General features: G+C 71.7%; 28 protein-coding genes and 1 riboswitch. Of the genes, 14 read left to right on the forward strand and 14 right to left on the reverse strand.

Annotated elements, in window-relative coordinates; genetic code table 11:
* The first annotated feature begins 4 nt into the window (after window positions 1–4).
* Entirely contained in the window at window positions 5–175 is a 171-nt protein-coding gene (locus ACZ5XS_RS09475) for a membrane protein (protein WP_030041537.1), read from the forward strand.
* A 16-nt stretch (window positions 176–191) separates the two neighbouring features.
* Here ACZ5XS_RS09475 and ACZ5XS_RS09480 read toward each other — a convergent pair whose 3' ends face one another.
* From ACZ5XS_RS09480 to ACZ5XS_RS09495, 4 genes are read right to left on the reverse strand one after another with little or no spacing between them, the layout of a single operon-like run.
* Complete coding sequence (locus ACZ5XS_RS09480; protein WP_468649405.1) at window positions 192–1,406, reverse strand: sensor histidine kinase; 1,215 nt, start codon at window positions 1,404–1,406, stop codon at window positions 192–194.
* Window positions 1,403–3,127 (reverse strand): sodium/solute symporter, encoded by a 1,725-nt coding sequence (locus ACZ5XS_RS09485; RefSeq protein WP_468649407.1) that lies wholly within the window; start codon window positions 3,125–3,127, stop codon window positions 1,403–1,405. The genes ACZ5XS_RS09480 and ACZ5XS_RS09485 overlap by 4 nt, the downstream gene beginning before the upstream one ends.
* Window positions 3,124–3,519 (reverse strand): hypothetical protein, encoded by a 396-nt coding sequence (locus ACZ5XS_RS09490; RefSeq protein ID WP_217242023.1) that lies wholly within the window; start codon window positions 3,517–3,519, stop codon window positions 3,124–3,126. Before ACZ5XS_RS09490 ends, ACZ5XS_RS09485 begins: the two co-directional genes overlap by 4 nt.
* A gap of 1 nt (window position 3,520) precedes the next feature.
* Window positions 3,521–4,270, reverse strand: coding sequence for a LytR/AlgR family response regulator transcription factor (locus ACZ5XS_RS09495; protein ID WP_217242024.1), 750 nt, complete (start codon window positions 4,268–4,270; stop codon window positions 3,521–3,523).
* Between the two features lie 78 nt (window positions 4,271–4,348).
* On the opposite strand from ACZ5XS_RS09495, the gene ACZ5XS_RS09500 reads away from it, so the two are divergent.
* From ACZ5XS_RS09500 to ACZ5XS_RS09530, 7 genes are all read left to right on the forward strand, one after another.
* Window positions 4,349–4,864: an Lrp/AsnC family transcriptional regulator gene (locus ACZ5XS_RS09500; protein WP_468649409.1), complete on the forward strand. Its 516-nt coding sequence runs from the start codon at window positions 4,349–4,351 to the stop codon at window positions 4,862–4,864.
* Window positions 4,865–4,988: 124 nt separating this feature from the next.
* The gene (gene ddaH, locus ACZ5XS_RS09505) at window positions 4,989–5,810 is read left to right on the forward strand and encodes a dimethylargininase (protein ID WP_468649411.1); all 822 of its coding nucleotides are present in this window, start codon (window positions 4,989–4,991) and stop codon (window positions 5,808–5,810) included.
* Complete coding sequence (gene rocD / locus ACZ5XS_RS09510) at window positions 5,807–7,042, forward strand: ornithine--oxo-acid transaminase (RefSeq protein ID WP_468649413.1); 1,236 nt, start codon at window positions 5,807–5,809, stop codon at window positions 7,040–7,042. Before ddaH ends, rocD begins: the two co-directional genes overlap by 4 nt.
* Window positions 7,043–7,389: 347 nt before the next feature.
* The gene (locus tag ACZ5XS_RS09515) at window positions 7,390–9,879 is read left to right on the forward strand and encodes a SpoIIE family protein phosphatase (protein WP_468649415.1); all 2,490 of its coding nucleotides are present in this window, start codon (window positions 7,390–7,392) and stop codon (window positions 9,877–9,879) included.
* Between the two features lie 78 nt (window positions 9,880–9,957).
* A complete protein-coding gene (locus ACZ5XS_RS09520; protein WP_468649417.1) occupies window positions 9,958–11,187 on the forward strand; it encodes a PP2C family protein-serine/threonine phosphatase in 1,230 nt (409 codons plus the stop codon).
* 227 nt (window positions 11,188–11,414) lie between these two features.
* Window positions 11,415–12,140 (forward strand): lysophospholipid acyltransferase family protein, encoded by a 726-nt coding sequence (locus tag ACZ5XS_RS09525; protein ID WP_468649419.1) that lies wholly within the window; start codon window positions 11,415–11,417, stop codon window positions 12,138–12,140.
* 58 nt (window positions 12,141–12,198) lie between these two features.
* Window positions 12,199–13,233: an NAD-dependent epimerase/dehydratase family protein gene (locus ACZ5XS_RS09530; RefSeq protein ID WP_468649421.1), complete on the forward strand. Its 1,035-nt coding sequence runs from the start codon at window positions 12,199–12,201 to the stop codon at window positions 13,231–13,233.
* 55 nt (window positions 13,234–13,288) lie between these two features.
* On the opposite strand, the gene ACZ5XS_RS09535 is transcribed toward ACZ5XS_RS09530, so the two are convergent.
* The 8 genes from ACZ5XS_RS09535 to ACZ5XS_RS09570 all read right to left on the reverse strand — a co-directional run bounded on the left by ACZ5XS_RS09535 (window position 13,289) and on the right by ACZ5XS_RS09570 (window position 20,454).
* Window positions 13,289–14,884, reverse strand: a complete 1,596-nt coding sequence (locus ACZ5XS_RS09535; protein ID WP_468649423.1) for an alpha/beta hydrolase — start codon at window positions 14,882–14,884, stop codon at window positions 13,289–13,291.
* 142 nt (window positions 14,885–15,026) lie between these two features.
* Window positions 15,027–15,791, reverse strand: a complete 765-nt coding sequence (locus tag ACZ5XS_RS09540) for an urease accessory protein UreD (RefSeq protein WP_468649425.1) — start codon at window positions 15,789–15,791, stop codon at window positions 15,027–15,029.
* Complete coding sequence (gene ureG, locus ACZ5XS_RS09545) at window positions 15,788–16,465, reverse strand: urease accessory protein UreG (protein ID WP_468649427.1); 678 nt, start codon at window positions 16,463–16,465, stop codon at window positions 15,788–15,790. The genes ACZ5XS_RS09540 and ureG overlap by 4 nt, the downstream gene beginning before the upstream one ends.
* 194 nt (window positions 16,466–16,659) lie before the next feature.
* Window positions 16,660–17,334 carry an urease accessory protein UreF gene (locus ACZ5XS_RS09550; protein ID WP_468649429.1) on the reverse strand — a complete coding sequence of 225 codons (675 nt, stop codon included), beginning with the start codon at window positions 17,332–17,334 and terminating at the stop codon, window positions 16,660–16,662.
* A gap of 13 nt (window positions 17,335–17,347) precedes the next feature.
* Window positions 17,348–19,069 carry an urease subunit alpha gene (locus ACZ5XS_RS09555; RefSeq protein ID WP_468649431.1) on the reverse strand — a complete coding sequence of 574 codons (1,722 nt, stop codon included), beginning with the start codon at window positions 19,067–19,069 and terminating at the stop codon, window positions 17,348–17,350.
* Entirely contained in the window at window positions 19,062–19,373 is a 312-nt protein-coding gene (locus ACZ5XS_RS09560; RefSeq protein WP_217242036.1) for an urease subunit beta, read from the reverse strand. The genes ACZ5XS_RS09555 and ACZ5XS_RS09560 overlap by 8 nt, the downstream gene beginning before the upstream one ends.
* 15 nt (window positions 19,374–19,388) lie before the next feature.
* Window positions 19,389–19,691 carry an urease subunit gamma gene (locus ACZ5XS_RS09565; RefSeq protein ID WP_010988499.1) on the reverse strand — a complete coding sequence of 101 codons (303 nt, stop codon included), beginning with the start codon at window positions 19,689–19,691 and terminating at the stop codon, window positions 19,389–19,391.
* A 133-nt stretch (window positions 19,692–19,824) separates the two neighbouring features.
* Window positions 19,825–20,454 carry a TetR/AcrR family transcriptional regulator gene (locus tag ACZ5XS_RS09570; protein ID WP_468649434.1) on the reverse strand — a complete coding sequence of 210 codons (630 nt, stop codon included), beginning with the start codon at window positions 20,452–20,454 and terminating at the stop codon, window positions 19,825–19,827.
* A gap of 116 nt (window positions 20,455–20,570) precedes the next feature.
* Between ACZ5XS_RS09570 and ACZ5XS_RS09575 the strand changes: the two genes are divergently transcribed.
* Window positions 20,571–21,584 (forward strand): ABC transporter permease, encoded by a 1,014-nt coding sequence (locus ACZ5XS_RS09575; RefSeq protein ID WP_468649436.1) that lies wholly within the window; start codon window positions 20,571–20,573, stop codon window positions 21,582–21,584.
* Window positions 21,585–21,684: 100 nt separating this feature from the next.
* Here ACZ5XS_RS09575 and ACZ5XS_RS09580 read toward each other — a convergent pair whose 3' ends face one another.
* Window positions 21,685–21,963 (reverse strand): type II toxin-antitoxin system Phd/YefM family antitoxin, encoded by a 279-nt coding sequence (locus ACZ5XS_RS09580; protein ID WP_468649438.1) that lies wholly within the window; start codon window positions 21,961–21,963, stop codon window positions 21,685–21,687.
* 63 nt (window positions 21,964–22,026) lie between these two features.
* Between ACZ5XS_RS09580 and ACZ5XS_RS09585 the strand changes: the two genes are divergently transcribed.
* The 4 genes from ACZ5XS_RS09585 (at window position 22,027) to ACZ5XS_RS09600 (ending at window position 24,666) form a co-directional block, all read left to right on the forward strand.
* Window positions 22,027–22,662 carry an ATP-dependent Clp protease proteolytic subunit gene (locus ACZ5XS_RS09585; protein WP_468649440.1) on the forward strand — a complete coding sequence of 212 codons (636 nt, stop codon included), beginning with the start codon at window positions 22,027–22,029 and terminating at the stop codon, window positions 22,660–22,662.
* A 7-nt stretch (window positions 22,663–22,669) separates the two neighbouring features.
* Window positions 22,670–22,975: a hypothetical protein gene (locus ACZ5XS_RS09590; protein WP_468649442.1), complete on the forward strand. Its 306-nt coding sequence runs from the start codon at window positions 22,670–22,672 to the stop codon at window positions 22,973–22,975.
* A gap of 416 nt (window positions 22,976–23,391) precedes the next feature.
* Window positions 23,392–23,525: riboswitch (cyclic di-AMP (ydaO/yuaA leader) on the forward strand.
* A gap of 3 nt (window positions 23,526–23,528) precedes the next feature.
* Window positions 23,529–24,002: a C40 family peptidase gene (locus ACZ5XS_RS09595; RefSeq protein WP_383867068.1), complete on the forward strand. Its 474-nt coding sequence runs from the start codon at window positions 23,529–23,531 to the stop codon at window positions 24,000–24,002.
* Window positions 24,003–24,102: 100 nt separating this feature from the next.
* A complete protein-coding gene (locus ACZ5XS_RS09600; protein WP_468649444.1) occupies window positions 24,103–24,666 on the forward strand; it encodes a DUF6328 family protein in 564 nt (187 codons plus the stop codon).
* Window positions 24,667–24,705: 39 nt separating this feature from the next.
* On the opposite strand, the gene ACZ5XS_RS09605 is transcribed toward ACZ5XS_RS09600, so the two are convergent.
* A complete protein-coding gene (locus ACZ5XS_RS09605) occupies window positions 24,706–25,164 on the reverse strand; it encodes an ATP-binding protein (RefSeq protein ID WP_468649446.1) in 459 nt (152 codons plus the stop codon).
* 213 nt (window positions 25,165–25,377) lie between these two features.
* Here ACZ5XS_RS09605 and ACZ5XS_RS09610 point away from each other — a divergent pair, with 213 nt between their 5' ends.
* Window positions 25,378–26,238 (forward strand): helix-turn-helix domain-containing protein, encoded by an 861-nt coding sequence (locus tag ACZ5XS_RS09610; RefSeq protein WP_468649448.1) that lies wholly within the window; start codon window positions 25,378–25,380, stop codon window positions 26,236–26,238.
* Window positions 26,239–26,245 lie beyond the last annotated feature (7 nt).

Consider the following 26,245-nt stretch of genomic DNA (forward strand, 5'->3'; position numbering starts at 1 on the left):
TGCGATGCCCGGTTCCACGGACGGCTCGACCAGAACGATGGGGGTGCTCACCGTAGGCGGCCTCGTCGCGGTGACCGCCTACACGGTGGCGCTCGGAAGCAACGGCTGGCTGTGGTTCGGCTGGGTCGTGCTGGGGCTGATCACCCTCGGAATGGTGGCCACGCGCAGCACCTGATGCCTGCCTCGGGGCACTAGCCGCCGCTGAGGCGGCCCGCCGAGTGCACCCCCGGCTGGTACTTCGGCAGCCGGGCGGTGATTTTCATGCCCGCGCCGACGGCCGTCTCGATGACGAGGCCGTGATCGTCTCCGTAGACCTGGCGGAGCCGGTCGTCGACGTTGGACAGCCCGATGCCGCCCGAGGGACTGACCTCGCCCGCGAGGATGCGGCGCAGCAGGCCGGGGTCCATGCCCGCGCCGTCGTCCTCGATGACCACCAGGGCCTCGGCGCCGGTGTCCTGGGCGGTGATGCTGATGTGGATCTTGCCGGCGACCGCGGCCTTGCCCTCCAGGCCGTGCTTGACGGCGTTCTCGACGAGCGGCTGCAGGCACAGGAAGGGCAGGGCGACCGGCAGCACCTCGGGGGCGATCTGCAGGGTGACGGAGAGGCGGTCGCCGAAGCGTGCGCGGACGAGAGCCAAGTAGTGGTCGATGGCGTGCAGTTCGTCGGCGAGGGTGGTGAAGTCGCCGTGCCTGCGGAACGAGTAGCGGGTGAAGTCGGCGAATTCCAGGAGCAGTTCACGGGCGCGCTCGGGGTCGGTGCGGACGAACGAGGCGATCACCGCGAGCGAGTTGAAGATGAAGTGGGGGGAGATCTGGGCGCGCAGGGCCTTGATCTCGGCCTCGATGAGGCGGGTGCGGGACTGGTCGAGGTCGGCGAGTTCGAGTTGTACGGAGACCCAGCGGGCGACCTCTCCGGCCGCGCGGACGAGGACCGCGGACTCACGGGGCGCGCAGGCGACGAGGGCTCCGTGGATCCGGTCGTCGACGGTGAGAGGGGCGACGACCGCCCAGCGGACCGGGCAGTCGGGGACGTCGCACGTCAGGCGGAAGGCCTCGCCGCGGCCGGTGTCCAGAGGGCCGGTGAGGAGCTCCATGATCTCGGTGCGGTGATGGTCGCCGACGCCGTCCCAGACCAGGACCTGCTCCTGGTCCGTGAGACACAGCGCGTCCGTACCGAGCAGGGTGCGCAGCCGGCGGGCCGACTTGCGCGCGGTCTCCTCGGTGAGTCCGGCCCGCAGCGGGGGCGCGGCGAGGGAGGCGGTGTGCAGGGTCTGGAAGGTGGCGTGTTCGACGGGGGTGCCGAGTCCGCCGAGGTTCTGGGGGCGCGCGGTGCGCCTGCCGAGCCAGAAACCGGCGGCCAGCAGAGGCAGGATCGCCACACACAGCCCGGCGAGGAATCCGCTCAAGCCTTCACCTCTTCGCGCAGTTCTTCCCGCAGTTCCTCCGGCAGATGGAAGCGGGCCAGGATCGCCGCAGTCCCCGCCGGCACGCGCCCCGGCGTCGCCAGGGACACCAGCACCATGGTGAGGAAGCCCAGCGGCACCGACCAGAGCGCGGGCCAGGCGAGCAGGGCGTGCAGCGGGCCGGTGCCCGGGAAGCCCGCCATGGTCGCGGCCACGGCCAGGAACGCGGAGCCGCCTCCCACCAGCATCCCGGCGGCCGCGCCGGGCGGGGTCAGCCGCCGCCACCAGATGCCGAGGACGAGCAGCGGGCAGAAGGACGAGGCCGAGACAGCGAAGGCCAGCCCCACCGCGTCGGCGACGGGCAGACCGCCGACCAGCGTGCTCGCCGCGAGCGGCACGGCCATGGCGAGGACCGTGCCGAGCCGGAAGTGCCGTACGCCGCGCGAGGGCAGGACGTCCTGGGTGAGGACGCCCGCCACGGCCATGGTCAGGCCCGAGGCGGTGGACAGGAACGCGGCGAAGGCCCCGCCGGCCACCAGGGCGCCGAGCAGGTCGCCGCCGAGGCCGCCGATCATGCGCTCGGGCAGCAGCAGGACGGCGGCGTCCGCGTCGCCGGTGATGGTGAGTTCGGGGGCGTAGAGGCGGCCGAGGGCGCCGTACACGGGCGGCAGCAGGTAGAAGGCGCCGATCAGGCCGAGGACGGCGACCGTGGTGCGGCGGGCGGCGACTCCGTGCGGGCTGGTGTAGAAGCGGACCACGACGTGCGGCAGGCCCATGGTGCCGAGGAAGGTGGCGAGGATCAGCCCGTAGGTGGCGTACAGCGGGCGTTCCTCACGGCTCGCGGCCAGGGAGGTCGACATGCCGCCGTTGCTGCCGCGGTCGGCGGCCGGGACGGTGGCGCCCTTGGCGAAGGTGAGGCGGGTGCCCTGTTCGATGCGGTGGGTGCCGGCGGGCAGGCGCAGCCGCTCGTCGTCGTGCGGGCGGCCGTCGACCGTGCCGCTCACCGTGACGGTCAGGGGCGCGTCCAGCTTGAGGTCGAGGCTCGCGTCGACGCGGACGACCCGCTGTTCGCGGAAGGTGGCCGGTTCCTCGAAGGCGTGGCGGGGGGCGCCGTCGCCCTGCCACGCGAGGACCAGGAAGAGGGCGGGGACGAGCAGAGCGGTGAGTTTGAGCCAGTACTGGAAGGCCTGCACGAAGGTGATGCTGCGCATGCCGCCGGCGGCGACGGTGGCGACGACCACGACCGCGACGATCACTCCCCCGAGCCATTCGGGCGCGCTCGTCAGCACGGTCAACGTGAGTCCCGCCCCCTGGAGTTGGGGCAGCAGATACAGCCAGCCGACGCCCACGACGAAGGCGCCGGCGAGTCGCCGTACCGCCTGGGAGGCGAGCCGGGCCTCGGCGAAGTCGGGGAGCGTGTAGGCGCCGGAGCGGCGCAGCGGGGCGGCGACGAACAGCAGCAGGACCAGGTAGCCGGCGGTGTAGCCGACCGGATACCAGAGCATGTCCGGGCCCTGGACCAGGACCAGTCCTGCGATGCCCAGGAAGGAGGCGGCGGAGAGGTACTCGCCGCTGATGGCGGCCGCGTTGAGGCGGGGGCCGACGGTGCGGGAGGCGACGTAGAAGTCCGAGGTCGTACGGGATATGCGCAGGCCGAAGGCGCCGACGAGGACGGTCGCCACGACGACCAGGGCGACCGCGGGAACGGCGTAGCCGGAGTTCATCGGTCTTCTACGAGGCGCACGAAGTCCCGTTCGTTGCGCTCGGCGCGCCGCACGTACCAGCGGGCGAGCAGGACCAGGGGGAGGTAGAGGCCGAAGCCGAGGACCGCCCATTCGAGGCGGCGGGCGTCCGGCAGCGCCGCGAAGAGCAGGGGCAGTGGGCCGATGAGCAGGCCGAGGAACGCGAACACGGCGAGGCCGGCGCGCAGTTGGCTGCGCATCAGGGAGCGGACGTAGGTGTGGCCGAGGGTGGTCTGTTCGTCGATCTCGGTGCGCGGACGGTAGGAGCCGGAGGCGTGGGGGTACCGCCCGCGCGAGCGAAGCCGAGCGTGCGGGAGGGTGCGCCGGGGCGGGCCGGTGACGACGACTCGGCGGTCGGCGGGGTCCTGGGGCACGTCACGGCCTCCTCATCAGCAGGTCCCGCAGCTCACGGGCGTGGCGGCGGCTGACCTGGAGTTCCTCGGAGCCGACGACGACGCTCACCGTGCCCGCGTCCAGCCGCAGTTCGCCGACGTGGCGCAGCGCGACCAGGTGACGGCGGTGGATGCGGACGAAGCCGCGGCCCCGCCAGCGGTCCTCCAGGGTGGACAGCGGGATCCGCACGAGGTGGCTGCCCTTGTCGGTGTGCAGCCGGGCGTAGTCGCCCTGCGCCTCGACGTGCGTGATGTCGTCGACGGAGACGAAGCGGGTCACGCCGCCGAGTTCCACGGGTATGTGGTCCGGGTCGGGTTCGTGCACGGGGATGCGCGGGCCCAGGTCGCTGCGTTCGGCGGCGCGGCGGACGGCCTCCGCGAGGCGTTCCTTGCGGACGGGCTTGAGCACGTAGTCGACGGCCTTGAGGTCGAAGGCCTGTACGGCGAAGTCCTCGTGGGCGGTGACGAACACGACGAGCGGCGGCTTGGCGAAACCGGTCAGCAGCCGGGCGAGGTCCAGTCCGTCGAGGCCGGGCATGTTGATGTCGAGGAAGACGACGTCGATCGCCTCCGGCCCGTCGGGGCCGGACTCCAGGGCACGGTTGATGCGGCGCAGCGCCTCGGTCGCGTCGCCGGCGCCCTCCGCGCTGTCGATGCGGGGATCGGCGTTCAGGAGGTAGAGCAGTTCCTCCAGCGAGGGGCGTTCGTCGTCGACAGCCAGGGCGCGCAGCATGAACCCGGAGTGTAGGAGTTATTCGTACGCCTGCACACGTGGAGGGGTCAGGACCTTTCCGCTGGATACAGTGCCCGCATGAGCAGCAGGCCCGCGCCGTTCGACGAGCTCGACCGGAAGATCGTCACCGCTTTGATGGCGAACGCCAGGACCAGTTTCGCCGAGATCGGCGCGGCCGTGGGGCTGTCCGCGACGGCGGTCAAGCGGCGCGTGGACCGGATGCGGGACACGGGCGTGATCACCGGGTTCACGGCGACGGTGAAGCCGTCGGCGCTGGGCTGGCGTACGGAGGCGTACGTCGAGGTGTACTGCGAGGGCGCGGCCCCGCCCCGGCGGCTCGCGGAGGTGATGCGCAACCACCCGGAGATCACCGCGGCGATGACGGTGACCGGCGGGGCGGACGCGTTGCTGCACGTGCGGGCGCGGGACGTCAAGCACTTCGAGGAGGTGCTGGAGCGCATCCGGGTCGAGCCGTTCATCCGCAAGACGATCAGCGTGATGGTGCTGTCGCACCTGCTGCCGGAGAGCCCGGAGGCGGGCGCCAGCCAGCCCGCACCGGAGGAAGCGCCGGGACGCGCACGAGACGAGCGCTGATCCGGCCGAAGACGCAGCATTCCTGCGCGAACACGCAATTCTTGTTTCTTGTCGGCCGTATCGCTCCCTTCCTACCGTGGTGTCAACCCTCAGTCGACACCGCAGGAAGCGGAGGAACCCCTCTGTGACCGATTCCCGTGTGCCGTGCCGGCGGCGCTTCCTCGTCTGCGAACCCAGACACTTCGCCGTGCAGTACGCGATCAACCCCTGGATGCATCCCGACACCCGCGTCGACGTCGATCTGGCCCACGAGCAGTGGCAGGCGCTGATCGGTGCCTATCGCACGCACGGCCACGACGTCGACACCCTGGATCCCGTCCCCGGGCTCCCGGACATGGTCTTCGCCGCGAACTCGGCGGTCGTCGTCGACGGCCGCGTCTTCGGCTCCCTCTTCCACGCCCCCGAGCGCCGCCCCGAGTCCACGCACTACGACACCTGGTTCCAGGCGGCGGGCTACGACGTCCACCGCCCGCGGTCCGTCTGCGAGGGCGAGGGCGACCTGGTGTGGACCGGCCGGTACATGCTGGCCGGCACCGGCTTCCGGACGACCCGGGAGGCGCACCGCGAGGTGCAGGAGTTCTTCGGCCATCCGGTGATCAGCCTGACGCTGGTGGATCCGTACTTCTACCACCTCGACACGGCCCTGTTCGTGCTGGACGCCGGGCGCGAGGGAAACATCGTGTACTACCCCGAGGCCTTCTCCCCCGGCAGCCGCGAGGTGCTGGCCCGGCTGTACCCGGACGCGGTGCTCGCCACCCGTGACGACGCGATGGCCTTCGGCCTCAACTCCGTGTCCGACGGCCGGAACGTCTTCATCGCGCCGCGCGCCGAGGCGCTCGCCTCCCGTCTCTGTGACCACGGCTATGTCCCCGTCCCCGTCGACCTCTCCGAGTTCCAGAAGGCCGGCGGCGGCATCAAGTGCTGCACCCAGGAGATCCGCTCATGACAGCTCCCGCCCGTGTTCCTGTCCGTACGCGTACCTCCGCCGACCTGATCCGCGCCGAGGAGCCGGTCCTCGCGCACACCTACCACCCGCTGCCCGTGGTCGTCGCCCGCGCCGAGGGCACCTGGGTGGAGGACGTCGAGGGCCGCCGCTACCTCGACATGCTGGCCGGCTACTCGGCCCTCAACTTCGGCCACCGCCACCCCGCGCTGGTCGAGGCGGCCCACACGCAGCTCGACCGCCTCACCCTCACCTCGCGCGCCTTCCACAACGACCGGCTCGCCGAATTCGCGGAGCGTCTGGCCGAGTTGACGGGGCTGGACATGGTGCTGCCGATGAACACGGGCGCGGAGGCGGTCGAGAGCGGCATCAAGGTGGCCCGCAAGTGGGCGTACGAGGTGAAGGGCGTCCCGGCCGATCAGGCGACGATCGTGGTCGCCGCGGACAACTTCCACGGCCGTACGACGACGATCGTGTCGTTCTCCACGGACGAGACGGCAAGGTCCGGCTTCGGCCCGTTCACGCCGGGTTTCCGCGTCGTCCCGTACAACGACCTGGCCGCGCTGGAGGCGGCCGTCGACGAGACGACGGCGGCGGTGCTGATCGAGCCGATCCAGGGCGAGGCGGGAGTCGTCATCCCCGACGAGGGCTACCTGACCGGCGTACGCGAGCTGACCCGCCGCACGGGCTGCCTCTTCATCGCCGACGAGATCCAGTCGGGGCTCGGCCGCACGGGCCGGACGCTCGCCGTCGAACACGAGAGGGTCGTCCCGGACCTGCTTCTGCTGGGCAAAGCGCTGGGTGGCGGGATCGTGCCGGTGTCGGCGGTGGTGGGCCGCCGGGACGTGCTGGGAGTACTTCGGCCGGGCGAGCACGGCTCCACGTTCGGCGGCAACCCGCTCGCCGCGGCGGTCGGCACGGCGGTCGTGGAACTGCTGGAGACGGGTGACTTCCAGCGCCGGGCGGCCGAGCTGGGCGAGGTGCTGCGCGACGGCCTCGCCGCACTGGTCGGCCAGGGCGTGGTCGGCTTCCGCTCCCGCGGCCTGTGGGCGGGCGTCGACATCGACCCGGCCATCGGCAGCGGCCGCGAGATCGGCCGGGGGCTCCTCCGTGAGGGCGTCCTGGCCAAGGACACGCACGGCTCGACCATCCGGCTGGCCCCGCCGCTGACGATCACGGAGGCGGAGCTGATGTCGGCGCTCGGGGCGCTGCGCAGGGTGCTCGGGCGGGACTGAGGGGTCCTTTCACTAGGAGCGTCCGATCAGGTCGCGTCCGGTGCCGTGCATCGCAAGGCGCCGGAGCGGCCGCGATGGAGGTCCCCCCGCGCGAGGTTGTTCGAGCCTGGGGGAGGAGCCACGTGGGCGTTTCGGCAACGCGGCGAGGTGCGGTGCCAGGCCGCGCGACCCGGACGGGCATAGAGATAAGGACCCCTGAGCCGGGCGGGTGGGTGTCGGCCGCCGCGCGGGCGAAGGGCCGCGGCACCCACCCAACTCCCCGGCCTCGGCGCGGTGCGGTCCCGTCGTCGCGGGGCAAGATTGAGTCAGGAGGTGGTAGACCACTCTCAGCGACGGAGGGGTCGGCAGTGGGCACATTTGACGAGCACGAGGTGTCCCGCCGGCGGTTCGACGTGGCAGACGCGGCGTCACTGCTGCTCGACGCGGCGGGGGTGGTGACGAGCTGGAGCGCCGACGCGCAGCGGCTGCTGGGGTACCCGGCCGCCGAGGCGGTCGGCACGAGCCTGGCGGACCTGCTGACCGCCGAGGACGCCGGGCGGGTGCCGCACCTGGTCGAGCAGTGGCGCACGAACGGCGGCTGGGCGGGGCTGCTGTCGGTGCGCCGCGGCGACGGGCGGCCGGTCAGGATGATGGTCCGGATCGCCTCCGCCGAGGAGTCCCTGGGGCCGTCCCGGTGGCTCATGCTGATGTCGGAGATGGCCGAGGCCCCCGGCTGGGACATGCAGCGCACCGTGCTGGAGCAGATGGCCGCCCGGTCGCCCATCGGCATCGCCGTCGTGGACACCGACCTGCGGTACGTGTGGTCGAACGCGGCCCTGGCGCAGTTCGGCGGCGGACCGCCCGAGCGGCGGCTCGGGCTGCGGCTGGCGGACATACAGCCGGGCCTGGACTCCGCCGCCATCGAGGCGCAGATGCGGCACGCGCTGACGACCGGGGAGCCGGTCATCGGATACGAGCATGTCGGCAGCGTGCGCTCCGCGCCGCACCGGGAGACCGCGCACGTGATGTCGTTCACCCGGCTCGACGACGAGCAAGGTCACCCGATGGGCGTGTACTACACCGTCGTCGACATCACCGGCCACCACCGCGCCCGGCAGCGGCTGGCCCTCCTCGACCGGGCCGGCGAGTACATCGGCCGCAGCCTGGACATCGTGCGGACGGCACAGGAGCTGGCCGACGTGGCCGTACCGGCGCTCGCCGACCTGGTCGTCGTGGACCTGCTGGAGTCGGTGCTGCGGGGAGCGGAGCCGGCGCCCGGGCCGCTGGACGGGACGGATCCGGTACGGCTGCGACGGGCGGGGCGGACGTCGGCCGAAGAGGGCCCGGACGGCCAGGACGGTGCCGAGCGTGCCGCCGCCCCCGCCGTCGGTGTCGGCGACCCCGCCGCCTATCCGCCGGGCTCTCCGCAGATCCGGTGCCTCGCCACCGGCCTGTCCCGGCGCGAGGAACGGAGGGATCCGCTCGCCCAGGAGCGGGGTGCGGACAGCTTTGGCGGCCCCGGGGGCACGTTCCCGGATCCCGGGATGCACAGCGTGATGGTCGTGCCGGTCCGGGCGCGGGGTGTCACGCTCGGCGTCACCACCTTCTTCCGGCGTCACCGGCAGGAGCCCTTCGAGGAGGAGGACCTGAGCCTGGCCGAGGACCTGGTCTCGCGGGCCGCGGTGTGCGTGGACAACGCGCGGCGCTACACCCGCGAGCGGGACGCGGCACTGGCCCTGCAGCGCAACCTGCTCCCCCACCGGCTGCCCGACCAGGACGCGGTGGAGGTGGCCGCCTACTACCGCCCGGCGAACGAACTGACCGGCCTCGGCGGCGACTGGTACGACGTGATCCCGCTCTCCGGCGCCCGGGTGGCCCTCGTCGTGGGCGAGGTGCCCGGTCACGGCATCGCCGCCGCCGCGGCCATGGGCCGGCTGCGGACCGCCGTACGGACCCTCGCGGCGCTGGATCTGCCCCCGGACGAGGTGCTGGCGCACCTCGACGACGTGGTGGCGCGCACCGCGCAGGAGGAGAGCGGAGGACCGGACACCGAGGCGGGCGCCGGCGCGCAGGAGGTGGGCTCCGGGTGTCTGTACGTCGTGCACGACCCGGTCGACGGGCGGTGTTCGATGGCCGCCGCCGGGCATCCCGCGCCCGCGGTGGTCCGGCCGGACGGGACGATCATGTTCGTCGACCTGCCGCAGGGGCCGCCGCTGGGCGCGGGCGGCCGGCCGTTCGAGTCGGTCGAGGTGATCCTGCCGGAGGGCAGCACGCTCGCGCTGTACACCGACGGTCTGCTGGCCGGCACCGGCGAGGAGTGGGCCCTGGACACGGACCGGGAGCGGCTGCGGCGGGCGCTGGAGCGGTCGGCGTCCTCCCTCGACCAGCGCTGCCGAGCCGTTGTGAACGACCTTGTCCCGGCCCGCCCGCACGACGACGTGGCGCTGCTGATGGCCCGTACCCGGCGTCTGGGCGCCGATCGGGTCGCGTCCTGGGAGCTTCCGGCCGATCCGGCCGTCGTCGCCGACGCCCGCAAGGCGGCCAGCCGCCGGCTGACGGACTGGGGGCTGGACGAGCTGGCCTTCACCACGGAACTCGTCGTCAGCGAACTGGTCACCAACGCCATCCGGCATGCCACCGGTCCCATCCGGCTCCGGCTGATCAAGGACCGGACGTTGATCTGCGAGGCCTTCGACGGCGGCGCCACGGCCCCCCACCTGCGCCATCCGCGCACCCTGGACGAGGGCGGGCGCGGACTGCTGCTGGTCTCCCAGTTCACCCAGCGGTGGGGCACCCGTTTCCTTCCCGAGGGAAAGGTCATCTGGGCGGAGCAGTCGCTCACGGATCCTCCCGCGTGACCACGGACCGGCCGACACGGAACGAGACTGCGCATATCGTGGGAAACTGGGACGATCCCGGTGGCGAGAGCGGATGCGATGAACGATGCGGCGATCGACTACGCGGCGCTGTTCCAGTCCCTGCCCGGAATGGTGGCCGCACTGACGCCGGAACTGGTGTACGCGGACGCCAACGAGGAGTTCCTGCGGGTCACCGGCCGCAAGCGCGAGCAGATCGTGGGACGCCATCTGTTCGAGGTCTTCCCGGACAACCCCAACGACCCCGACGCGAGTGGCATGCGCAACCTGGAGGCCTCGCTGCGGCGCGTGCTGGCCACCGGCGAACGCGACGCGATGGCGTTGCAGCGGTACGACGTCGAGGACCCCGAGCGGCCCGGGCACTGGCAGGAGCGGTACTGGAGCCCGTGCAACGCGCCGGTGTTCGGCCCGGACGGAGAGGTCGTGCTGGTGGTGCACCGGGTGGAGGAGGTCACCGAGCTGATCCGGGCCCGCGGCGGCCGGGGCACCGGCCGGACCAGGGTGCTGGAGGCCGAGCTGTACACGCGCGCCCGCGAACTGCAGGACGTCAACGAGCGGCTGCGGCGGGCCCACGCCCGCGAGCGCGAGGTGGCCCTCGCCCTTCAGGAGGCGATGCTGCCCGCCCGCAGGCAGGTGGGCGACCACCGGGCCGCCGTCCGCTACCGGCCCGCGGTCGGCGCGCTGAACGTGTGCGGCGACTGGTACGACCTGGTCGACCTGGTCGGCGGCCACCGTCTCGGCGTGTCCGTGGGCGACGTGGTCGGTCACGGACTGAAGGCGGCCGGTGTCATGGGCCAGCTGCGCAGCGCGCTGAGCGCCACCTCCCGGGTCGCCGAGGGGCCCGCCCAGGCGCTGGACGTCCTCGGCCGGTACGCCAACGTGGTCGACGGCGCCGAATCGGCCACCGTGGTCACCACGTTCATCGACTTCGACCGGCACACGATCAGCTACAGCAGCGCCGGCCACCCGCCGCCCGTCCTGGTCCATCCCGACGGCCGGACGGAGTTCCTCGACCAGGCCACCGACCCCCCGCTGGACGCCCGCCCCGACCCGGTCCGCAGGCCGCAGGCCTTCACCACCTTCACGGACGGCGCCATCCTCGCCCTGTACACCGACGGTCTGGTGGAGCGGCGCCGCGAGGACATCGACACCGGTCTGGCCCGTCTGGCCGACTCCCTGCGCCGCCACCGGGCGGTGGATCCCGAGGCCCTCGCCGACGCCGTTCTGCTGGAGTTGCTGCCTCCCGGTGGCGCCACGGACGACACGGCCCTGATCATTGTCAGACTGTGAGTACGGCCATGAGCGCGGCCGTGCGTACGGCTGTGAGGACGGCCGTGCAGGCGACGCCGGCCCGACCGCCGCCGGCCCGTCGCTGATCGGCCAAACCCTGGCCCGAGCCCGTCCGCTCCGGTTCCGGCGGCCGCGGCCTGGGCCTACACTGGCATCCCCACGACGTGCCGGTTGACCTGCTTTAACGCGGCGGTTGAGCCGACCGCCGGAGTGAGGAGCGACCCCCCTTGTTCTACTACCTGCTCAAATACGTGTTCTTGGGGCCGTTGCTGAGAGTGGTCTTCCGCCCTCGAATAGAAGGCCTTGAACACGTTCCGGCATCGGGTGCGGCCATCGTCGCGGGCAACCACCTTTCCTTCTCGGACCACTTCCTGATGCCCGCGGTCCTGAAGCGGCGCATCACCTTCCTGGCGAAGGCCGAGTACTTCACGGGCCCCGGTATCAGGGGCCGGCTGGTCGCGTTCTTCTTCCGCAGCGCCGGGCAGATCCCGGTGGACCGTTCCGGCAAGGAGGCGGGCCAGGCCGCGATCCGCGAAGGGCTCGGCGTCCTGAGCAAGGACGAACTGCTCGGCATCTACCCGGAGGGCACCCGCTCCCACGACGGCCGTCTCTACAAGGGCAAGGTCGGCGTCGCCGTGATGGCGCTCAAGGCCCAGGTACCGGTCATCCCCTGCGCGATGATCGGCACCTTCGAGGCCCAGCCCCCCGGCAAGCTCGTCCCCAACATCCACCCCGTGGTGATCCGCTTCGGCAAGCCCCTCGACTTCTCCCGGTACGCCGGCATGGAGAACGAGAAGGCGATCCTGCGCGCGATCACCGACGAGATCATGTACGCGATCCTGACGCTCTCCGAGCAGGAGTACGTCGACCAGTACGCGGCCGTCGCCAAGGCGGAGGAGGTCGCGGCGCGCTCCGAGAAGGAGCGCAGGTTCCCCCGGCTGCCGCTGAGTTGACCTCTGCTGTCGGCAGAGCGGCTGGCAGCCGCGGCGGGCCGGATCGTACGGTCGCCGCATGAGACGTGCTGTGGTGGTCGGAGCGACAGGACAGATCGGGCGGGTGGCCGTGGGCGTGCTGGCCCGGGACGGCTGGGAGGTGACGGCCGTCTCGCGCGGCGGCGGTCACGACGAGGGCTGGCCCGACGGCGTGCGTGCGGTGCGGGCGGACCGGGAGGACGACGCGGCCCTGGCCGCGGCGGTCGGCGCCGGATGTGACGTCCTGGTCGACATGGTGGCCTACGGGCCCGAGCACGCACGCCAGTTGATCTCGCTGGGCGATCGTGTGGGATCGGCCGTGGTGATCTCCAGCGTGTCGGTGTACGAGGACGACAAGGGCCGGGGCTTCGACACCCAGAAGGAACCGGACGGCTTCCCCCACTACCCGGTGCCGGTCACCGAGGACCAGCGGACCGTCCGGCCCGGCGACACCTCCTACAGCACCCGAAAGGCGGGCCTGGAGCACGAGCTCCTCGCCGCCGGGGCGCGGTTGCCGGCCACACTGCTGCGCGCCGGCGCGGTCCACGGGCCGCACTGCCGGACCCCGCGCGAGCTCTACTTCGTCAAGCGCAACCTGGACGGCCGGCCCAGGCGCATCCTGTCCTACGGCGGCGGGAGCCGGTTCCATCCGGCGAGCGTCCACACCATCGCGGAGCTGATCCGGCTGGCCGCCGTGCGGCCGGGCACCCGGGTCCTCAACGCCGTGGACCCGGACGCTTTGACGGTGGCGGAGATCGCCCGGGAGATCGACGCCGTGATGGGGACCGAGAGCGAGAGCGTCCTGGTGGACGGACCGCCGCCGGAGCCCACGGTGGGTGACACGCCGTGGTCGGTGCCGGCGCCCGTGGTGTGCGACATGTCCGCGGCGGAACGGGAGTTGGGCTACCGCCCGGTCGTCCGGTACGCGCAGACGCTGCCGGACACCGTCGCGTGGATCGAGGGCCGACTCGCCGGGCGGGACTGGCGGGAGGCGTACCCGAAGATGGCCCAGGCGTACGGCGACCTCTTCGACTACGCGGCGGAGGACGCGTTTCTCGACGCGCTCGGCGCGTGAAAGAAAGGGGGGGCGGCCGTCTGTGACGACCGCCCCCCTCTCCACGGCGTGCGGGTTACGGCTTCGGCGTCGCGTGCGGTCCGCACGTCACGTCGGAGCCGTCCAGCTTGCCGGTGAGCAGGTAGGTGTCCACCCGCTGGTTGATGCAGGGGTTGACCAGGCTGGTCACGCCGTGGGAGCCCGCGTCCTTCTCGGTGATCAGGCGGGAGCCCTTGAAGCGCTTGTGCAGTTCGACGGCGCCGCCGTACGGGGTGGCGGCGTCATGCTCGGCCTGCACGATCAGCACGCCCGGCAGCCCCTTGCCCGTCTTGACGTCGACCGGCGTCTGCTGCTTGACCGGCCAGGTCGCGCACGGCAGGTTCATCCACGCGTTGGACCAGGTCAGGAAGGGGTAGTTCCGGTGCAGCCGCGTGTTGTCCCGGTCCCACTTCTTCCAGCTGGTGGGCCACTTGGCGTCGGTGCACTCCACGGCCGTGTAGACGGCGTTGCCGTTCTCCGAGGCGATGTTGCCCGCGGTGTCGGTCATGTCCGGGGCGGCCGCGTCGACGAGCGCCTGGGTGTCTCCGGCGAAGTACTTGCTGAACACAGTGGCGACCGGAATCCACGAGGAGTCGTAGTACGGGGCGCCCGTGAAGAAGCCCAGCAGCTCGGCCGGGCCGACGACCCCGCCGATCGGGCTCTTCTTCGCCGCGGCACGCAACTCCAGCCACTTCGCCTGGACTTCGGACCGCGTGGTGCCGAGGTGGAAGACGGCGTCGTTGGCGGCGACCCAGTTCTGCCAATCCTTCCAGCGGCCCTCGAAGGCGACGTCCTGGTCGAGGTTGGCCTCGTACCAGATCTTCTCCCGCGACGGGTTGACGACGCTGTCGACGACCATGCGCCGGACATGGCCCGGGAACAGGGTGCCGTAGACCGCGCCGAGGTAGGTGCCGTAGGAGACGCCGAGGAAGTTGAGCTTCTTCTCGCCGAGCGCGGCGCGGATGACGTCGAGGTCGCGCGCGGTGTTCGGCGTGGTCATGTGCGGCAGCATCTCGCCGCTGCGTTCGTAGCAGCCCTCGGCGTACTCGCGGGCGAGCTTGCGCTGGGCCAGCTTGTCGGCCTCGGAGTCCGGCACCGGGTCCATCTTGGGCGCCTTCACGAACTCCTGCGGGTCGGCGCAGGAGATGGGCGCCGACTTGCCGACGCCGCGCGGGTCGAAGCCCACGAAGTCGTACGCCTTGGCCGTGTTGGCCCAGACGGGCGCCTTGGTGGTGACCCGGCGCGGGAAGCGCAGGCCGGAACCGCCCGGTCCGCCCGGGTTGTAGACGAGGGCGCCCAGGCGCTCCTCCTTCGTGCCCGTGTTGCCGATCCGGTCGACGGCGAGCTTGATCTGCTTGCCGTACGGCTTGGCGTAGTCGAGCGGCACGGTGACGTAACCGCACTTGATCGGCTTCTCCAGGCCCCAGTCGGCCGGGCAGTCCTGCCAGTCGATCCCGGCCTTCTCGGCCTTGGCGGCGGCGATCGCGGCGCCGCGGGCCTCGCGGTCCTGGCCGTGCCGGGTGTCCGCGCTCGCGGCGGGCGCCGTCACGGCCCCGGCTATCAGGGTCGCTGTGACGAGCACTCCGGCCGTACCGAGCGCCGTCGCCCGCCTCGTCGCTCTCTTGTCCCTCAAGTGGGGCCTCCCCGTGCGTCGTTGCGAGTGGTACGGGGATCCTCGCGGCTGTGAGCTCCCTGAGAACAGGGGTTGTTGACCTTCTTTGCCAATCCGATAACCGGACTGGGGCGTTCGCTAGACGGTCTCGGCTCCCTCGCCCTCAACCGAGGGACGTCAGCGCCTCGTCCAGGACCCGCCGAAGCTTCAGCGCGTCCGGCGCCACCACGGTCACCAGCGCGGCGGGACCCGCGAGCGGCACGATCACGGCCCCCTCCCCCAGCACCCGCGCCGTCACCGGTTCCTCCGCGAACTCCGGTCGGACGACGACGACTTGCCCGACCGCCCGATGTCCCGCGAGCACGGCGGGCCCGTCCCAGCCGCCCGGCGCTCCGGGTCCGCAGGACAGCTCCTGGTCCAGCACGGTACGCCCCGCGACCCGGACGACCAGACGGCTGCCGAGCCGCCCCGGCTCCTCACCGGACCGCCCGAGCACCTGCTCCTCGCGCAGGACGAGCCGGGCCCTCGCACCGAGTTCGACGCGCGTCGTGACGTACAGGTCGCTGCCGTGGGCCGAGATCAACTGCTCGGGCAGCCAGTGCAGTTCGCCGCCGTCGGCGACGGTGAGCCGGACGTCGTAGCGGGACCCGCCCTTGGCCTGGCCCGGCAGTGCGATGGTGGCGGCGGCCGACCCGACGCGCAGCCGGGCCCCGGCCTCCACCCCGGCCTCCACCGTGAAGTGGTCGCCGCCGAGCGGCCCGCTCATCGCGCCGACGATCATGACGTGCGCCTGGCTGCCGATCCCCCGGGTCCGACGCAGCGCCAGCGGTCCCTCACCCTCCAGGACGGGCAGGGACGTACCCCCGCGGCCGTCGTCCCGCGCGAGCATCCGCGCGCCGGCCCGTACCCCTGTCACGGCCGCGGTCATGCCGTCCACGCGGCGAGCTGCGCCCGCACCCAGGCGGCGACGTCCCGCACGCCGGCCTGGGTCCTCAGCGACTGGAAGACGACCGGCAGTTCGGCCCGCTGCGCCTTGGCGTCGGCCGCCATCCGGGCCAGATCGGAGCCGACGTACGGGGCGAGGTCGGTCTTGTTGACGACGAGGAGGTCGGCGGTGGTGACGCCCGGGCCGCCCTTGCGCGGAATGTCGTCCCCGCCGGCGACGTCGATCACGAAGATCTGCGCGTCGACGAGCCCGCGGGAGAAGGTGGCGGTGAGGTTGTCGCCGCCGGACTCGACGAGGATCAGGTCCAGTGGGCCGACCTCGTCCTCCAGGTCCTCGACCGCTTCGAGGTTGGCGGAGATGTCGTCCCGGATCGCGGTGTGCGGGCAGGCCCCCGTCTCCACTGCGGTGATCCGCTCGGGCGGCAGCACGGCCTCCCTGAGCAGGAACTCGGCGTCCTCACGCGTGTAGATGTCGTTGGTGACGACAGCGAGGGACAACTCGTCGCGCAACGCCCGGCAGAGCGCGGCGACGGTGGCGGTCTTCCCGGACCCGACAGGCCCGCCGAGCCCGATCCGCAGCGCGCGGTGCGAGCCGTCGGGGCGGTGGGCGTCGGCGCTGACGGCGGCGGGGCCGTCGTGGGAGTGGTCGAGGTGCATGGGGCGGCTCCAGAATTTCAGGTCGAGCGGTGCCTTTTCAGCTCAGTCCGGCACTGTTCAGCCCGTCCGGCGTTTGAGGACGAGGCCCTTTCGGGGCCGATGGGGGTCAAGGGGGCGAAGCCCCCTGGCGGGGTCGAAGGGGCGGAGCCCCTGGAGGATGGGACGGGTAGGGGCGGCGGGGGCGAGACAACCTCCTACGACGCGAAGAGCCGCACGGGCCAGGCGGCATGCACCTCGGCGGAGATCTCCAGCAGCGGAGCGGAAGCCGCGGGCAAGGCATCCACGCCCTCGTCGACAGCCCTCCGAGCCGCCTCCACCGCCTGATCCGCGACGCGGTCCAGCTCCGGCGCCAGCCGAGCCAGCGCCCGGGTCGCGTCGAAGGGGTCCAGACTCAGCAACCGCACCGTGGCCGACGCCGGCCCGCTGACGCTCTCGTACGCCGCGCAGTAGGCGGCGTCCAGAGCCCCCAGCCCCGCCGCCCGAGCGGCGAGCCCGAGCACCACCGGCTGGTGCGCCCCTTTGGGGAACTGCCGTGCCAGGTCGTCCAGTTCCTCCGACGGCCAGGTCGCCCGGGCGGCCCGCATCAGCTGGCGGCCCAGCTTCCGCGCGGCGACCCGCAGTGCGGGCGATGGCGTCCGCGCGTCGGCCGCCGTGTCCAACTCCGCGGGATCGGCACCGAGTACGGCCGCCGCGGCCAGCGACGCGGAGACCCGCCCGGCCGTGTGCAGCCGCCCCCGGCAGAAGTCCTCCAGGCTCGCGGCGCCGGTGACGCGCCCGGCCTGGACGGCCGCCTCGGCGCCGCCGGAGTGGGCGTGCCCTCCGGCGGGGAAGCGGCCGTCGGCCAGGACGAGTAGTGCTGCTCGTGACATGGGATCCGCGCCGTCAGAAGAGGAAGTAGCGCTGGGCCATGGGCAGTTCGGCGGCCGGAGTCGCCTCGACGAGCTCCCCGTCGATGTGCACGGCGAAGCTGTCGGGATCGACCTGGACGCGGGGCCGCGCGTCGTTCTCCCGCATGTCGGCCTTGGTCACTCCACGCGTCGACTCGATGGCGACGAAGCGCTTGCCCAACTGCAGCCGCTCCGGCAGCCCGTCCTCGATGGCGAGCGGCGCCACGAAGTTGAAGGAGTTCGACGCGGGCGCCCGCCCGATCGCACCGAACATCGGACGCGGCAGGATCGGCTGCGGGGTCGGGATGGAGGCGTTGGCGTCGCCCATCTGCGCGTACGCGATCTGCCCGCCCTTGACGACGAGGTGCGGCTTGACCCCGAAGAACGCGGGCTCCCACAGCACGAGGTCGGCGAGCTTGCCGGTCTCGACCGAGCCGACCTGGTGGGCGACGCCCTGCGCGACGGCCGGGTTGATCGTGTACTTGGCGACATAGCGACGTACCCGATGGTTGTCCGCGCGTCCGTCACCCGGCAGCGCGCCCCGCCGCCGCTTCATCACGTGGGCCGTCTGCCAGGTCCGCATGATGACCTCGCCGACCCGGCCCATGGCCTGCGCGTCGGAGGAGATGATCGAGATGGCGCCCAGGTCGTGGAGGATGTCCTCCGCGCCGATCGTGGAGGGCCGGATCCGGGACTCGGCGAAGGCGAGGTCCTCCGGGACGGCCGGGTTGAGGTGGTGGCACACCATCAGCATGTCGAGGTGTTCCTCGGCGGTGTTGACGGTGAAGGGGCGGGTCGGGTTCGTCGAGCTCGGCAGCACGTGCGGCTCGGACACCACGGTCATGATGTCCGGTGCGTGCCCGCCGCCCGCACCCTCGGTGTGGTAGGCGTGGATGCCGCGTCCGGCGATCGCGGCGAGGGTGTCGCCGACGAATCCGGCCTCGTTCAGCGTGTCGGTGTGGATGGCGACCTGGATGCCGGTGCGGTCGGCGACGGTCAGCGAGGCGTCGATGACGGCCGGGGTCGACCCCCAGTCCTCGTGCAGCTTCAGGCCCAGGGCGCCGCCGCGGATCTGGGACAGCATCGCCTCGTGGGAGACGGTGTTGCCCTTGCCGAGGAGGCCGAAGTTGACGGGGAACTCCTCCATCGCCTCCAGCATCCGGGCCAGGTGCCAGGGACCGGGCGTCACGGTCGTCGCCTTCGAGCCCTCGGCGGGGCCGGTGCCGCCGCCGATCAGTGTCGTGATGCCGGAGGACAGCGCCTCGTCGGCGATCTGCGGGCAGATGAAGTGGACGTGCGCGTCGATGGCGCCGGCGGTCAGGATCCGTCCGTTGCCGGCGATGATCTCGGTCTCGGGGCCGATGACCAGGTCGGGGTGGATGCCGTCCATGGTGTCGGGGTTGCCGGCCTTGCCGATGCCGGTGATCCGGCCGTCGCGGATGCCGACGTCGGCCTTGATGATCCCCCAGTGGTCGATGATCACGACACCGGTGATCACCGTGTCCGGGGTGCCCTCCGCGCGGGTGGCACGCGACTGGCCCATGGACTCGCGGATGACCTTGCCGCCGCCGAAGACGGCCTCGTCACCGGCGAGTCCCGGACCGCCGGAACGATCCTCCTCGATCTCGACGAGCAGGTCGGTGTCGGCGAGCCGGATGCGGTCGCCGGTGGTGGGGCCGAAGAGGTCGGCGTACGCGGCACGCGAGATCTCAGGCATCGAGGGCACCTCCGGTCTCCCCGCGCAGTCCGGGCACCACACGGGCGCCGGTGAGCGGGACGAGTTCGACGTCGACGGGGATCCCGGGCTCGAAGCGCACGGCGGTGCCGGCGGCGATGTTGAGCCGCTTGCCGTGTGCCGCGGCGCGGTCGAAGTCCAGACCGGGGTTGGCCTCGGCGAAGTGGTAGTGGGAACCGACCTGGACGGGCCGGTCGGCCGCGTTGAGGACCGTCAGCGAGGTGACCTCGCGGCCCTCGTTGTAGACGATCGGGCCTGAGGCGAACAGGATCTCTCCGGGAATCACGGCTGCTCCTTCCCGTCAGACGATCGGGTCGTGGACGGTGACGAGCTTGGTGCCGTCCGGGAAGGTCGCCTCGACCTGGACGTCGTGGATCATCTCGGGGATGCCCTCCATGACGTCGTCCCGGGTGAGCAGCTTGCGCCCGGAGGACATCAGCTCGGCGACCGTACGGCCGTCACGGGCGCCCTCGAGGATGTGCGACGTGATGAGCGCGACCGCCTCGGGGTGGTTGAGCTTCAGCCCGCGGGCCCTGCGCTTCTCGGCCACGTCGGCCGCCACGTGGATCAGCAGCCTCTCTTGCTCGTGCGGGGTCAGTTGCACGTCCCACCTCACAGTCCTCGCTCCGGACCGTGCGGGGTCCGGCTGCCGCGGCCCCGGGGCAAAGTCCCTGGTGGCGTCGATCGGCAGGCTAGTTGGACCGGGTTTCAGGCAAGTTAACCGAGCTGTGATCCATTCAGGCCTCGTCCCGTGGGGCCGACATGCTCATCAACGCGCGTAGGCCGTTCTGGAGGACCTCGACCGGGGCCGGCCCCAGCAGCGGCTGCTGGGCGACGAACCCCTGGACGGCCGCGATCATGGTGCGCGCGACATGCTCCGGGGGCAGGTCCGCCCGCATCATCCCGGCCGCCTGGTACGCCTCGACGACCCGCACCCAGGCCTCGGCCACCGCGGCGTACCCGTCCCGCAGGGTGATCGCCAGCTCCGGGCTGCGCAGAGTCTCCGCCCACACCTGCACGATCAGTCGCGGGAAGGCCGGCTCCCCGTCGACGGTCAACGACGCCCGCGCGGCCAGCGTCCGGCTCAGGACCGATCCGACCAGGAGGTCCGGCGGCTGCGGCGGGCTCTGCTGCGCGGCCTCCTCGAAGGCCTCACGGACCTCTCCGAGCACTTCACCGACGATCGCGGCGATCAGCTCCTCCTTGCCGGCGAAGTAGCGGTACACCGCCCCGGCCGAGAGGTCGGCCTCCTTGAGCACGTCCTGCATGGACGTGGCGTGGAAGCCGTTGCGGGCGAAGCAGAGCGCGGCGCCGTCGAGGATCTGTCGGCGGCGGGCGTCGAGGTGTGCCTGGGATACGCGAGCCATGGCCACAACGTAGAACGAACATTCCTTCTTGACAAGGCGCGGTCTCGGCGGGACCGTGGGAGCGCAGCCAAAACGAACGATCCTTCTTTTTACTGACGCGCCCGAAGGGGATTTCCATGTCCGCCACAGCCGCCGGCCCCGGCAGGGCCCCCGCGCACCGCGTGATCGCGGTCGTCGTCCTCGTCCCCCTGCTCGCGGCCCTCGCCCTGTGGGCCTTCGCCTGGCCCGCGGCCCGCACCGCACCCCGCGACCTGCCGCTCGGAGTCGCCGGGACGGCCGCCGCGACGGCCCAGACGCAGCAGCGACTCGCGCAGCGGGAAGGCGCGTTCGAGATCCACCGCTACGCCGACGAGGCCGCCGCCAGGGACGCCATCGAGGACCGGACCGTATACGGCGCGGTCGTGGTCACCGCCCAGGGGACCACACTGCTGACGGCGTCCGCGGCGAGCCCGTTCGTGGCCCAGATGCTCCAGCAGACGATGGCCGAGCAGGCCGCCGCCTCGGGCGCGCGGGTCGAGACGGTCGACGTGGTGGCCGCCCCGCAGACGGATCCGCGGGGCTCGGCGCTCAACGCGAGCGTGCTGCCGCTCGCCCTGGCCGGCATCGCGGCGGGGTCGGCGGTCACCCTGCTGGGACTGCGCGGCGTCCGTGCCGTCGGCACACTCGTCGGCGCCACGGCCCTGATCGGTGTGGTCGCGGCCGCCGTCGCGCACAGCTGGCTCCATGTCGTCACCGGCGACTGGTGGGCGGAGGCGGGGACCTTCGCCCTGGCGGCCCTGGCCGTGAGCGCCGCGGTGGCCGGTCTGGCCGCTCTCGCGGGTCCTGCCGGCATCGCGATCGCCGCGAGCGTCGTGATGCTGTTCGGCAACCCGTTCTCCGGGGCGGCCACCGCGCCGCAGCTGCTGCCCGAGCCGGCCGGCACGATCGGCCAGTGGCTGCCACCGGGCGCGGGGACGAGCCTGCTGCGCTCGGTGTCGTTCTTCGACGGGGCGGCAGCGACCGGTCCCGCCCTCACGCTGGCCTGGTGGGCCGCGCTGGGCCTGGGCGCCGTTCTCCTCGGCGGTGCGCTCAGGACGCGTGCGCAGCGGGCCGAGCCCGTATCCCGGCCAGAGCCGGTGGCCGTCGGCTGACCGGCCGGCCGCGCCGGTCCGGCCCGGCCGTGCACCCTCGTCATGGCGGGCGGGGGTGCACGGTCTTGTCGTGTGCCGTGCGGTGCGCCCCGGGGAGCGCTCAGGAGGCGCCGGGCCCCCGGTGGTGTGCCGCGATACCGAAGCGCTGCTGTTCGCGGGCGGCGGACGCCACCTCGCGGACCGAGGAGACCGCGCTGACCACCTGTTCCTCAGCGGGCTCCCGGAGTTCCTCCAGCCGTTCGAGGTCGGCGGCGGACACCAGGGCGACGAGGGGTTTGCCGTGCCGTGTCACGACCACCCGCTCACCGCCGTACACCACCCGATTGATCAGGTCGGCGAGTTCAGCTCTGGCTTGCGTCACCGGAATCTCGTAGGCCATACCCCCATCATAACGTCACGTACATCCTGTACATTTTTTACAGACGCCGAAGGAGGGGCTCTCATGACCCGACCGTCCGCCCGCCACGCCCTGCCCGAGTTCACCGAACGCACGAGTTCCGGCATGAGGACGATGGACCCGTACGCGAAGCTGCTGGAGGAACGGATCGTCTTCCTCGGGACTCCGATCGACGACATCTCGGCGAACGACGTGATGGCCCAGTTCATGCACCTGGAGTACCAGGACCCCGACCGCGACATCGTGCTGTACATCAACTCCCCCGGCGGTTCGTTCAGTTCGATGTCGGCGATCTACGACACGATGCAGTACGTCAGGTGTGACGTGGAGACGACGTGCCTGGGGGAGGCCGGTTCGTCGGCCGCCGTCCTGCTGGCCGCCGGGACGCCCGGGAAGCGGAGCCTGCTGCCGGGCGCCCACGTGGTGATCCACCAGCCCGCGGTCTCGGAGCCGATGCGTGGGCAGGCGAGCGACCTGGCCATCCACGCCGCCGAGTTGACGCGCGTGCGGTCCCGCCTGGAGGAGATGCTCGTACGGCACACCGGGCGCAGTGCGGAGCAGGTGAACGCCGACATCGAGCGGGACAAGATCTTCACCGCGCAGGAGGCGCTGGAGTACGGGCTGGCGGACCGGATCATCCCGAGCCGCAAGGGCTCGCACCCCGCTCCCGGCCAGGGGTGAGCCACCGATGCTGCCCGATCTGCCGCCACTGCCCGCCCTGACCCGCGCCGAGGGCGAGCTGATCGACCGTTACCTCGACGTGGTCGACCTGCTCGGCAGGATCAATCCGGCCCGCCCCGGAGACACGTACAGCGGGCTGCGGGCCGCGCAGGCGCTGGTCACCAAGGCGGCCGCGCTGCGGGACGCGCTGGCGCTGATGCACCGTCGGGGCGAGAGCGAGGTGCACGCCGACACGCTGGCGCGTGCGCTGCGCGTGCTGGACGGGGAGCGCCGCGCGGCTCGCGTCACACTGCCCCCGGTCACCGAGAGTTGACGCACCCACAGCCGTCCCGGGCGCCCCGCCCTTCTGACGGAGCGTCCGGGCCCGTGTCGGAAGAGACCAAACGGCGTACCACCATTTGGAGTACTTCCGCGTCCATTTACAGGCCCTGTGAGGTTGCGCAACACGCGTAGCCCCAGGGCGGAATGAGCTGTCCCGGTGCTGGTCCGAGGGCCCGCGGATCCCTCGACACCCCTTCGAACACTGGGGTGTCCACCCGAACGGGTGAGTGGTGAGTAACAACACAAACCATCGGTTCCGTTGGGATTTTCGGACATCAGTGAGCCAAGATCCCTGTCTGACGACAAGCCCCCGCCGAAGCGGCGGGGCGATCCGGGCGGACGCCGAGTCCTGCCGCTGCCCGGATGACCGGTCGACAGGAGTGGATCGGCAGGAGTGGAGGACCCAGGCAATACGGGTCGCCGGAACGGTCACGCCATGACCGGGCCGAGCAGCCCTTGGGGTGAAGCCGCAGCAGCGGCCGGGCAACTTCGCCAGCCCGAATCCGACAGGTCATCCTTCACAGGCGGCTGACGAAGGGTTGCGCATGACTGCGCTCAATCGTGTCCCGTCGCTCATGGTCCGGGCCGGTACGGCCTCGGCCCTCACCATCGCCGCGGTGAGCGGCTCCGTCGTGGTACCGGGCGTCGCCTCCGACGCCGCGGCCGCCACGCCGGCGACGAAGGCACTTCAGATCGCCGCGTCCAAGAAGGGCTCCCCGTACAAGTACGGCGCCACCGGGCCACGCCGCTTCGACTGCTCCGGGCTCACGCTGTACTCGTTCAAGAAGGCGGGCAAGAAACTTCCCCGCACGGCGGCCCAGCAGTACAACAAGACGCACCACATCTCCTCGAAGAGCCGCAAGGCCGGGGACCTGGTGTTCTTCCACTCGGGTTCGAGCGTCTACCACGTCGGCATCTATGCCGGGAAGGGGAAGATCTGGCACGCCCCGAAGACCGGGGACGTGGTGCGACTGCAGAAGATCTGGACGAAGAGCGTCTGGTACGGCCGGGTCAAGTAGACCCACCCGCGAGGGAGCGGCGGCGGCCTGACCCGCCGCCGCCCCCCTCCGGGGCTCTCCGGAGCGCGTGACACGGGCCGAAGTGGTTACTCGTTCATCCATGGCCGACCACAGTCCCTGCACCGCACGCAACGAGACCCCGCTGGAGCGCGCCGACCGCAATTTCGGCGAGCTGCTCCAAGAACTGCGCGTGACCCAGACCGGGGTGCAGATCCTCTTCGCCTTCCTGCTGACCCTGGCCTTCACGCCGCGCTTCCCGTCCCTCGACACGGTCCAGCGCACCACATACGTCGTCACGCTCCTGCTGGCGGTCCTCGCGGCGGCACTGTTCACCGCACCCGCCGCCCTGCACCGCTCGCTCTTCCAGAGGGGCGCCAAGGCCCGCATAGTCCAGGTCTCCTCCCGGCTGGCCACCCTCGGCATGGGGGTGCTGGTGCTCGCGTTCACCGGGTCGGTGCTGCTCGTGGTGGACGTGACGACCGGCCAGGCCGGCGGGCTGGCCGCGGGCGGGGCGACCCTGCTCGTGTGCCTGGGCCTGTGGTGGCTGCTCCCACGGCTGGTGCAGCGGGCCGTGCGGACCGACGCCGAGCGGTCAGCCGTCGCGCCGGCCACAGTGGTGCGCGCAGGAGCACCGCACCGCGAGCTGTCGGTGCGCCGCCGGTGACCCGCTCGAGGCACCGGGCGCGGTCGTGGACGAGGCGGGCTACGGCTCCTGCTGCCCCGCCGCCGGAACCGGCTCGGCCGGTACGGTCCACGGCACTTCGATGGACACGGTCTTGCCCCCCTCGCGGGTCGGCCGCACTCTGAGCTTGCCGCCGCACTCCGCGGTCAGCCAGCGGATGATCACCATGCCGCGGCCGTTGTCCTGCTGAACGGCGGCGGGCAGCCGCTTCGGAAAGCGCGGGTGGCTGTCGGTTACGCCGATGCGCAGGTGTTCGTCACGGTCGAGCGCGATGTCCACCGTGAAGGTGGGTGACTGCCCGAAGGTGTGCTGTACGGCGTTGGTGGCCAGTTCGGAGACGATGAGGCGGATGGTGTCGGCCGCCTCCGTGCCCGCTGGCAGACCCCACTCCGCCAGGGTGGTGAGCACGTAGGAGCGGGCAACGGAGACCGAGGCGGGATCGCTCGGCAGAGTGACGGATGATTCCAGGTGGTCTGCCATGACGACGTCGTCCCTTTCCCACGGGACCGCAGTCCGACGCGAAAGCGGAGGTTCGAGTACGGTCCCGGACTGGTGCTTCGCCGCCAGAGTGCCATTACCGGGGCGGTCACGGGTGGCGATCCACCAAGATATGCATATATCTGTCGCTCGAAGCGGTGAACTCTGCGACGACAGACCGTATTTGGGTGCCTCGGTTGGAGTAAGGAGTAGCCCATGCAGCACGGTCCCGCGGTGCGCCGCCGGAAGCTGGGCGCCGAACTGCGTGCGCTGCGCACCGGTGCGGGGCTCACGAGTGGTGAGGCGGCCCGGCTGGTGGGCTGGCACCAGTCGAAGGTGAGCCGGATCGAGACCGGCGCGAGCGGGGTGAAACCGGCCGATGTGCGGTTACTCCTCGACGCCTACGGCGTGCACGACTCCCCACCGCGCGAGTTACTGCTGGCCTTGGCGGGCTCCGACGAGAGCGGCGGCCGGCACCACTGGTGGCACGCGTACCGAGGTGTCCTGCCGCCGACCTACCGGGACTTCATCAGCCTGGAGTCGCAGGCCAGCGCGATGCGCACGCTGGAGACCACGGTGGTGCCCGGCCTGTTGCAGACACCGGAGTACGCACGCGCGGTGACGAAGGCCGCGGTGGACGGGCTGGACGACGAGAAGCTGGACGCCCTGGTCAGGGTGCGCCTGGCCCGGCAGGACGTGCTGCGTTCGCATCCGCCGCTGGAGTTGAGCGCCGTCCTGGACGAGGCGGTGCTGCGGCGGGAGGTCGGCGGCCCCGGCATCATGGCACGGCAGCTGGCGCGGCTGGTCGAGGCCGCGCGGCTCCCCCAAGTGCGGCTGCAGGTACTGCCGTTCGCGGCCGGCGCGCACATCGGTGTCACCGGGCCTTTCGTTATCTTCTCATTTTCGCGCACATCTGATCTGGATGTGGTTGTTCTCGACCACTTGACGAGTAGCCTCTACCTCGAACGGAAAGAAGACCTCCAGGCCTACACGGAGGCCTTCAACGCCCTTCAGTTCCACGCCCTTTCGCCCAAGGACTCGTTGGACTACATCGCCGCGACAGGTGACGGCGTGTAAGGAGGCA

This window comes from Streptomyces sp. NPDC033131, assembly GCF_055578365.1.

Excerpts from the sequence above, each read along its gene's own strand:
- ACZ5XS_RS09475 (WP_030041537.1), top strand. The coding sequence starts at position 5 with ATGCCCGGTTCCACGGACGGCTCGACCAGAACGATGGGGGTGCTCACC.
- ACZ5XS_RS09485 (WP_468649407.1), bottom strand. The coding sequence starts at position 3,127 with ATGAACTCCGGCTACGCCGTTCCCGCGGTCGCCCTGGTCGTCGTGGCG.
- ACZ5XS_RS09495 (WP_217242024.1), bottom strand. The coding sequence starts at position 4,270 with ATGCTGCGCGCCCTGGCTGTCGACGACGAACGCCCCTCGCTGGAGGAA.
- ACZ5XS_RS09500 (WP_468649409.1), top strand. The coding sequence starts at position 4,349 with ATGAGCAGCAGGCCCGCGCCGTTCGACGAGCTCGACCGGAAGATCGTC.
- rocD (WP_468649413.1), top strand. The coding sequence starts at position 5,807 with ATGACAGCTCCCGCCCGTGTTCCTGTCCGTACGCGTACCTCCGCCGAC.
- ACZ5XS_RS09520 (WP_468649417.1), top strand. The coding sequence starts at position 9,958 with ATGAACGATGCGGCGATCGACTACGCGGCGCTGTTCCAGTCCCTGCCC.
- ACZ5XS_RS09530 (WP_468649421.1), top strand. The coding sequence starts at position 12,199 with ATGAGACGTGCTGTGGTGGTCGGAGCGACAGGACAGATCGGGCGGGTG.
- ACZ5XS_RS09540 (WP_468649425.1), bottom strand. The coding sequence starts at position 15,791 with ATGACCGCGGCCGTGACAGGGGTACGGGCCGGCGCGCGGATGCTCGCG.
- ureG (WP_468649427.1), bottom strand. The coding sequence starts at position 16,465 with ATGCACCTCGACCACTCCCACGACGGCCCCGCCGCCGTCAGCGCCGAC.
- ACZ5XS_RS09550 (WP_468649429.1), bottom strand. The coding sequence starts at position 17,334 with ATGTCACGAGCAGCACTACTCGTCCTGGCCGACGGCCGCTTCCCCGCC.
- ACZ5XS_RS09555 (WP_468649431.1), bottom strand. The coding sequence starts at position 19,069 with ATGCCTGAGATCTCGCGTGCCGCGTACGCCGACCTCTTCGGCCCCACC.
- ACZ5XS_RS09570 (WP_468649434.1), bottom strand. The coding sequence starts at position 20,454 with ATGGCTCGCGTATCCCAGGCACACCTCGACGCCCGCCGCCGACAGATC.
- ACZ5XS_RS09575 (WP_468649436.1), top strand. The coding sequence starts at position 20,571 with ATGTCCGCCACAGCCGCCGGCCCCGGCAGGGCCCCCGCGCACCGCGTG.
- ACZ5XS_RS09580 (WP_468649438.1), bottom strand. The coding sequence starts at position 21,963 with ATGGCCTACGAGATTCCGGTGACGCAAGCCAGAGCTGAACTCGCCGAC.
- ACZ5XS_RS09585 (WP_468649440.1), top strand. The coding sequence starts at position 22,027 with ATGACCCGACCGTCCGCCCGCCACGCCCTGCCCGAGTTCACCGAACGC.
- ACZ5XS_RS09590 (WP_468649442.1), top strand. The coding sequence starts at position 22,670 with ATGCTGCCCGATCTGCCGCCACTGCCCGCCCTGACCCGCGCCGAGGGC.
- ACZ5XS_RS09595 (WP_383867068.1), top strand. The coding sequence starts at position 23,529 with ATGACTGCGCTCAATCGTGTCCCGTCGCTCATGGTCCGGGCCGGTACG.
- ACZ5XS_RS09600 (WP_468649444.1), top strand. The coding sequence starts at position 24,103 with ATGGCCGACCACAGTCCCTGCACCGCACGCAACGAGACCCCGCTGGAG.
- ACZ5XS_RS09605 (WP_468649446.1), bottom strand. The coding sequence starts at position 25,164 with ATGGCAGACCACCTGGAATCATCCGTCACTCTGCCGAGCGATCCCGCC.
- ACZ5XS_RS09610 (WP_468649448.1), top strand. The coding sequence starts at position 25,378 with ATGCAGCACGGTCCCGCGGTGCGCCGCCGGAAGCTGGGCGCCGAACTG.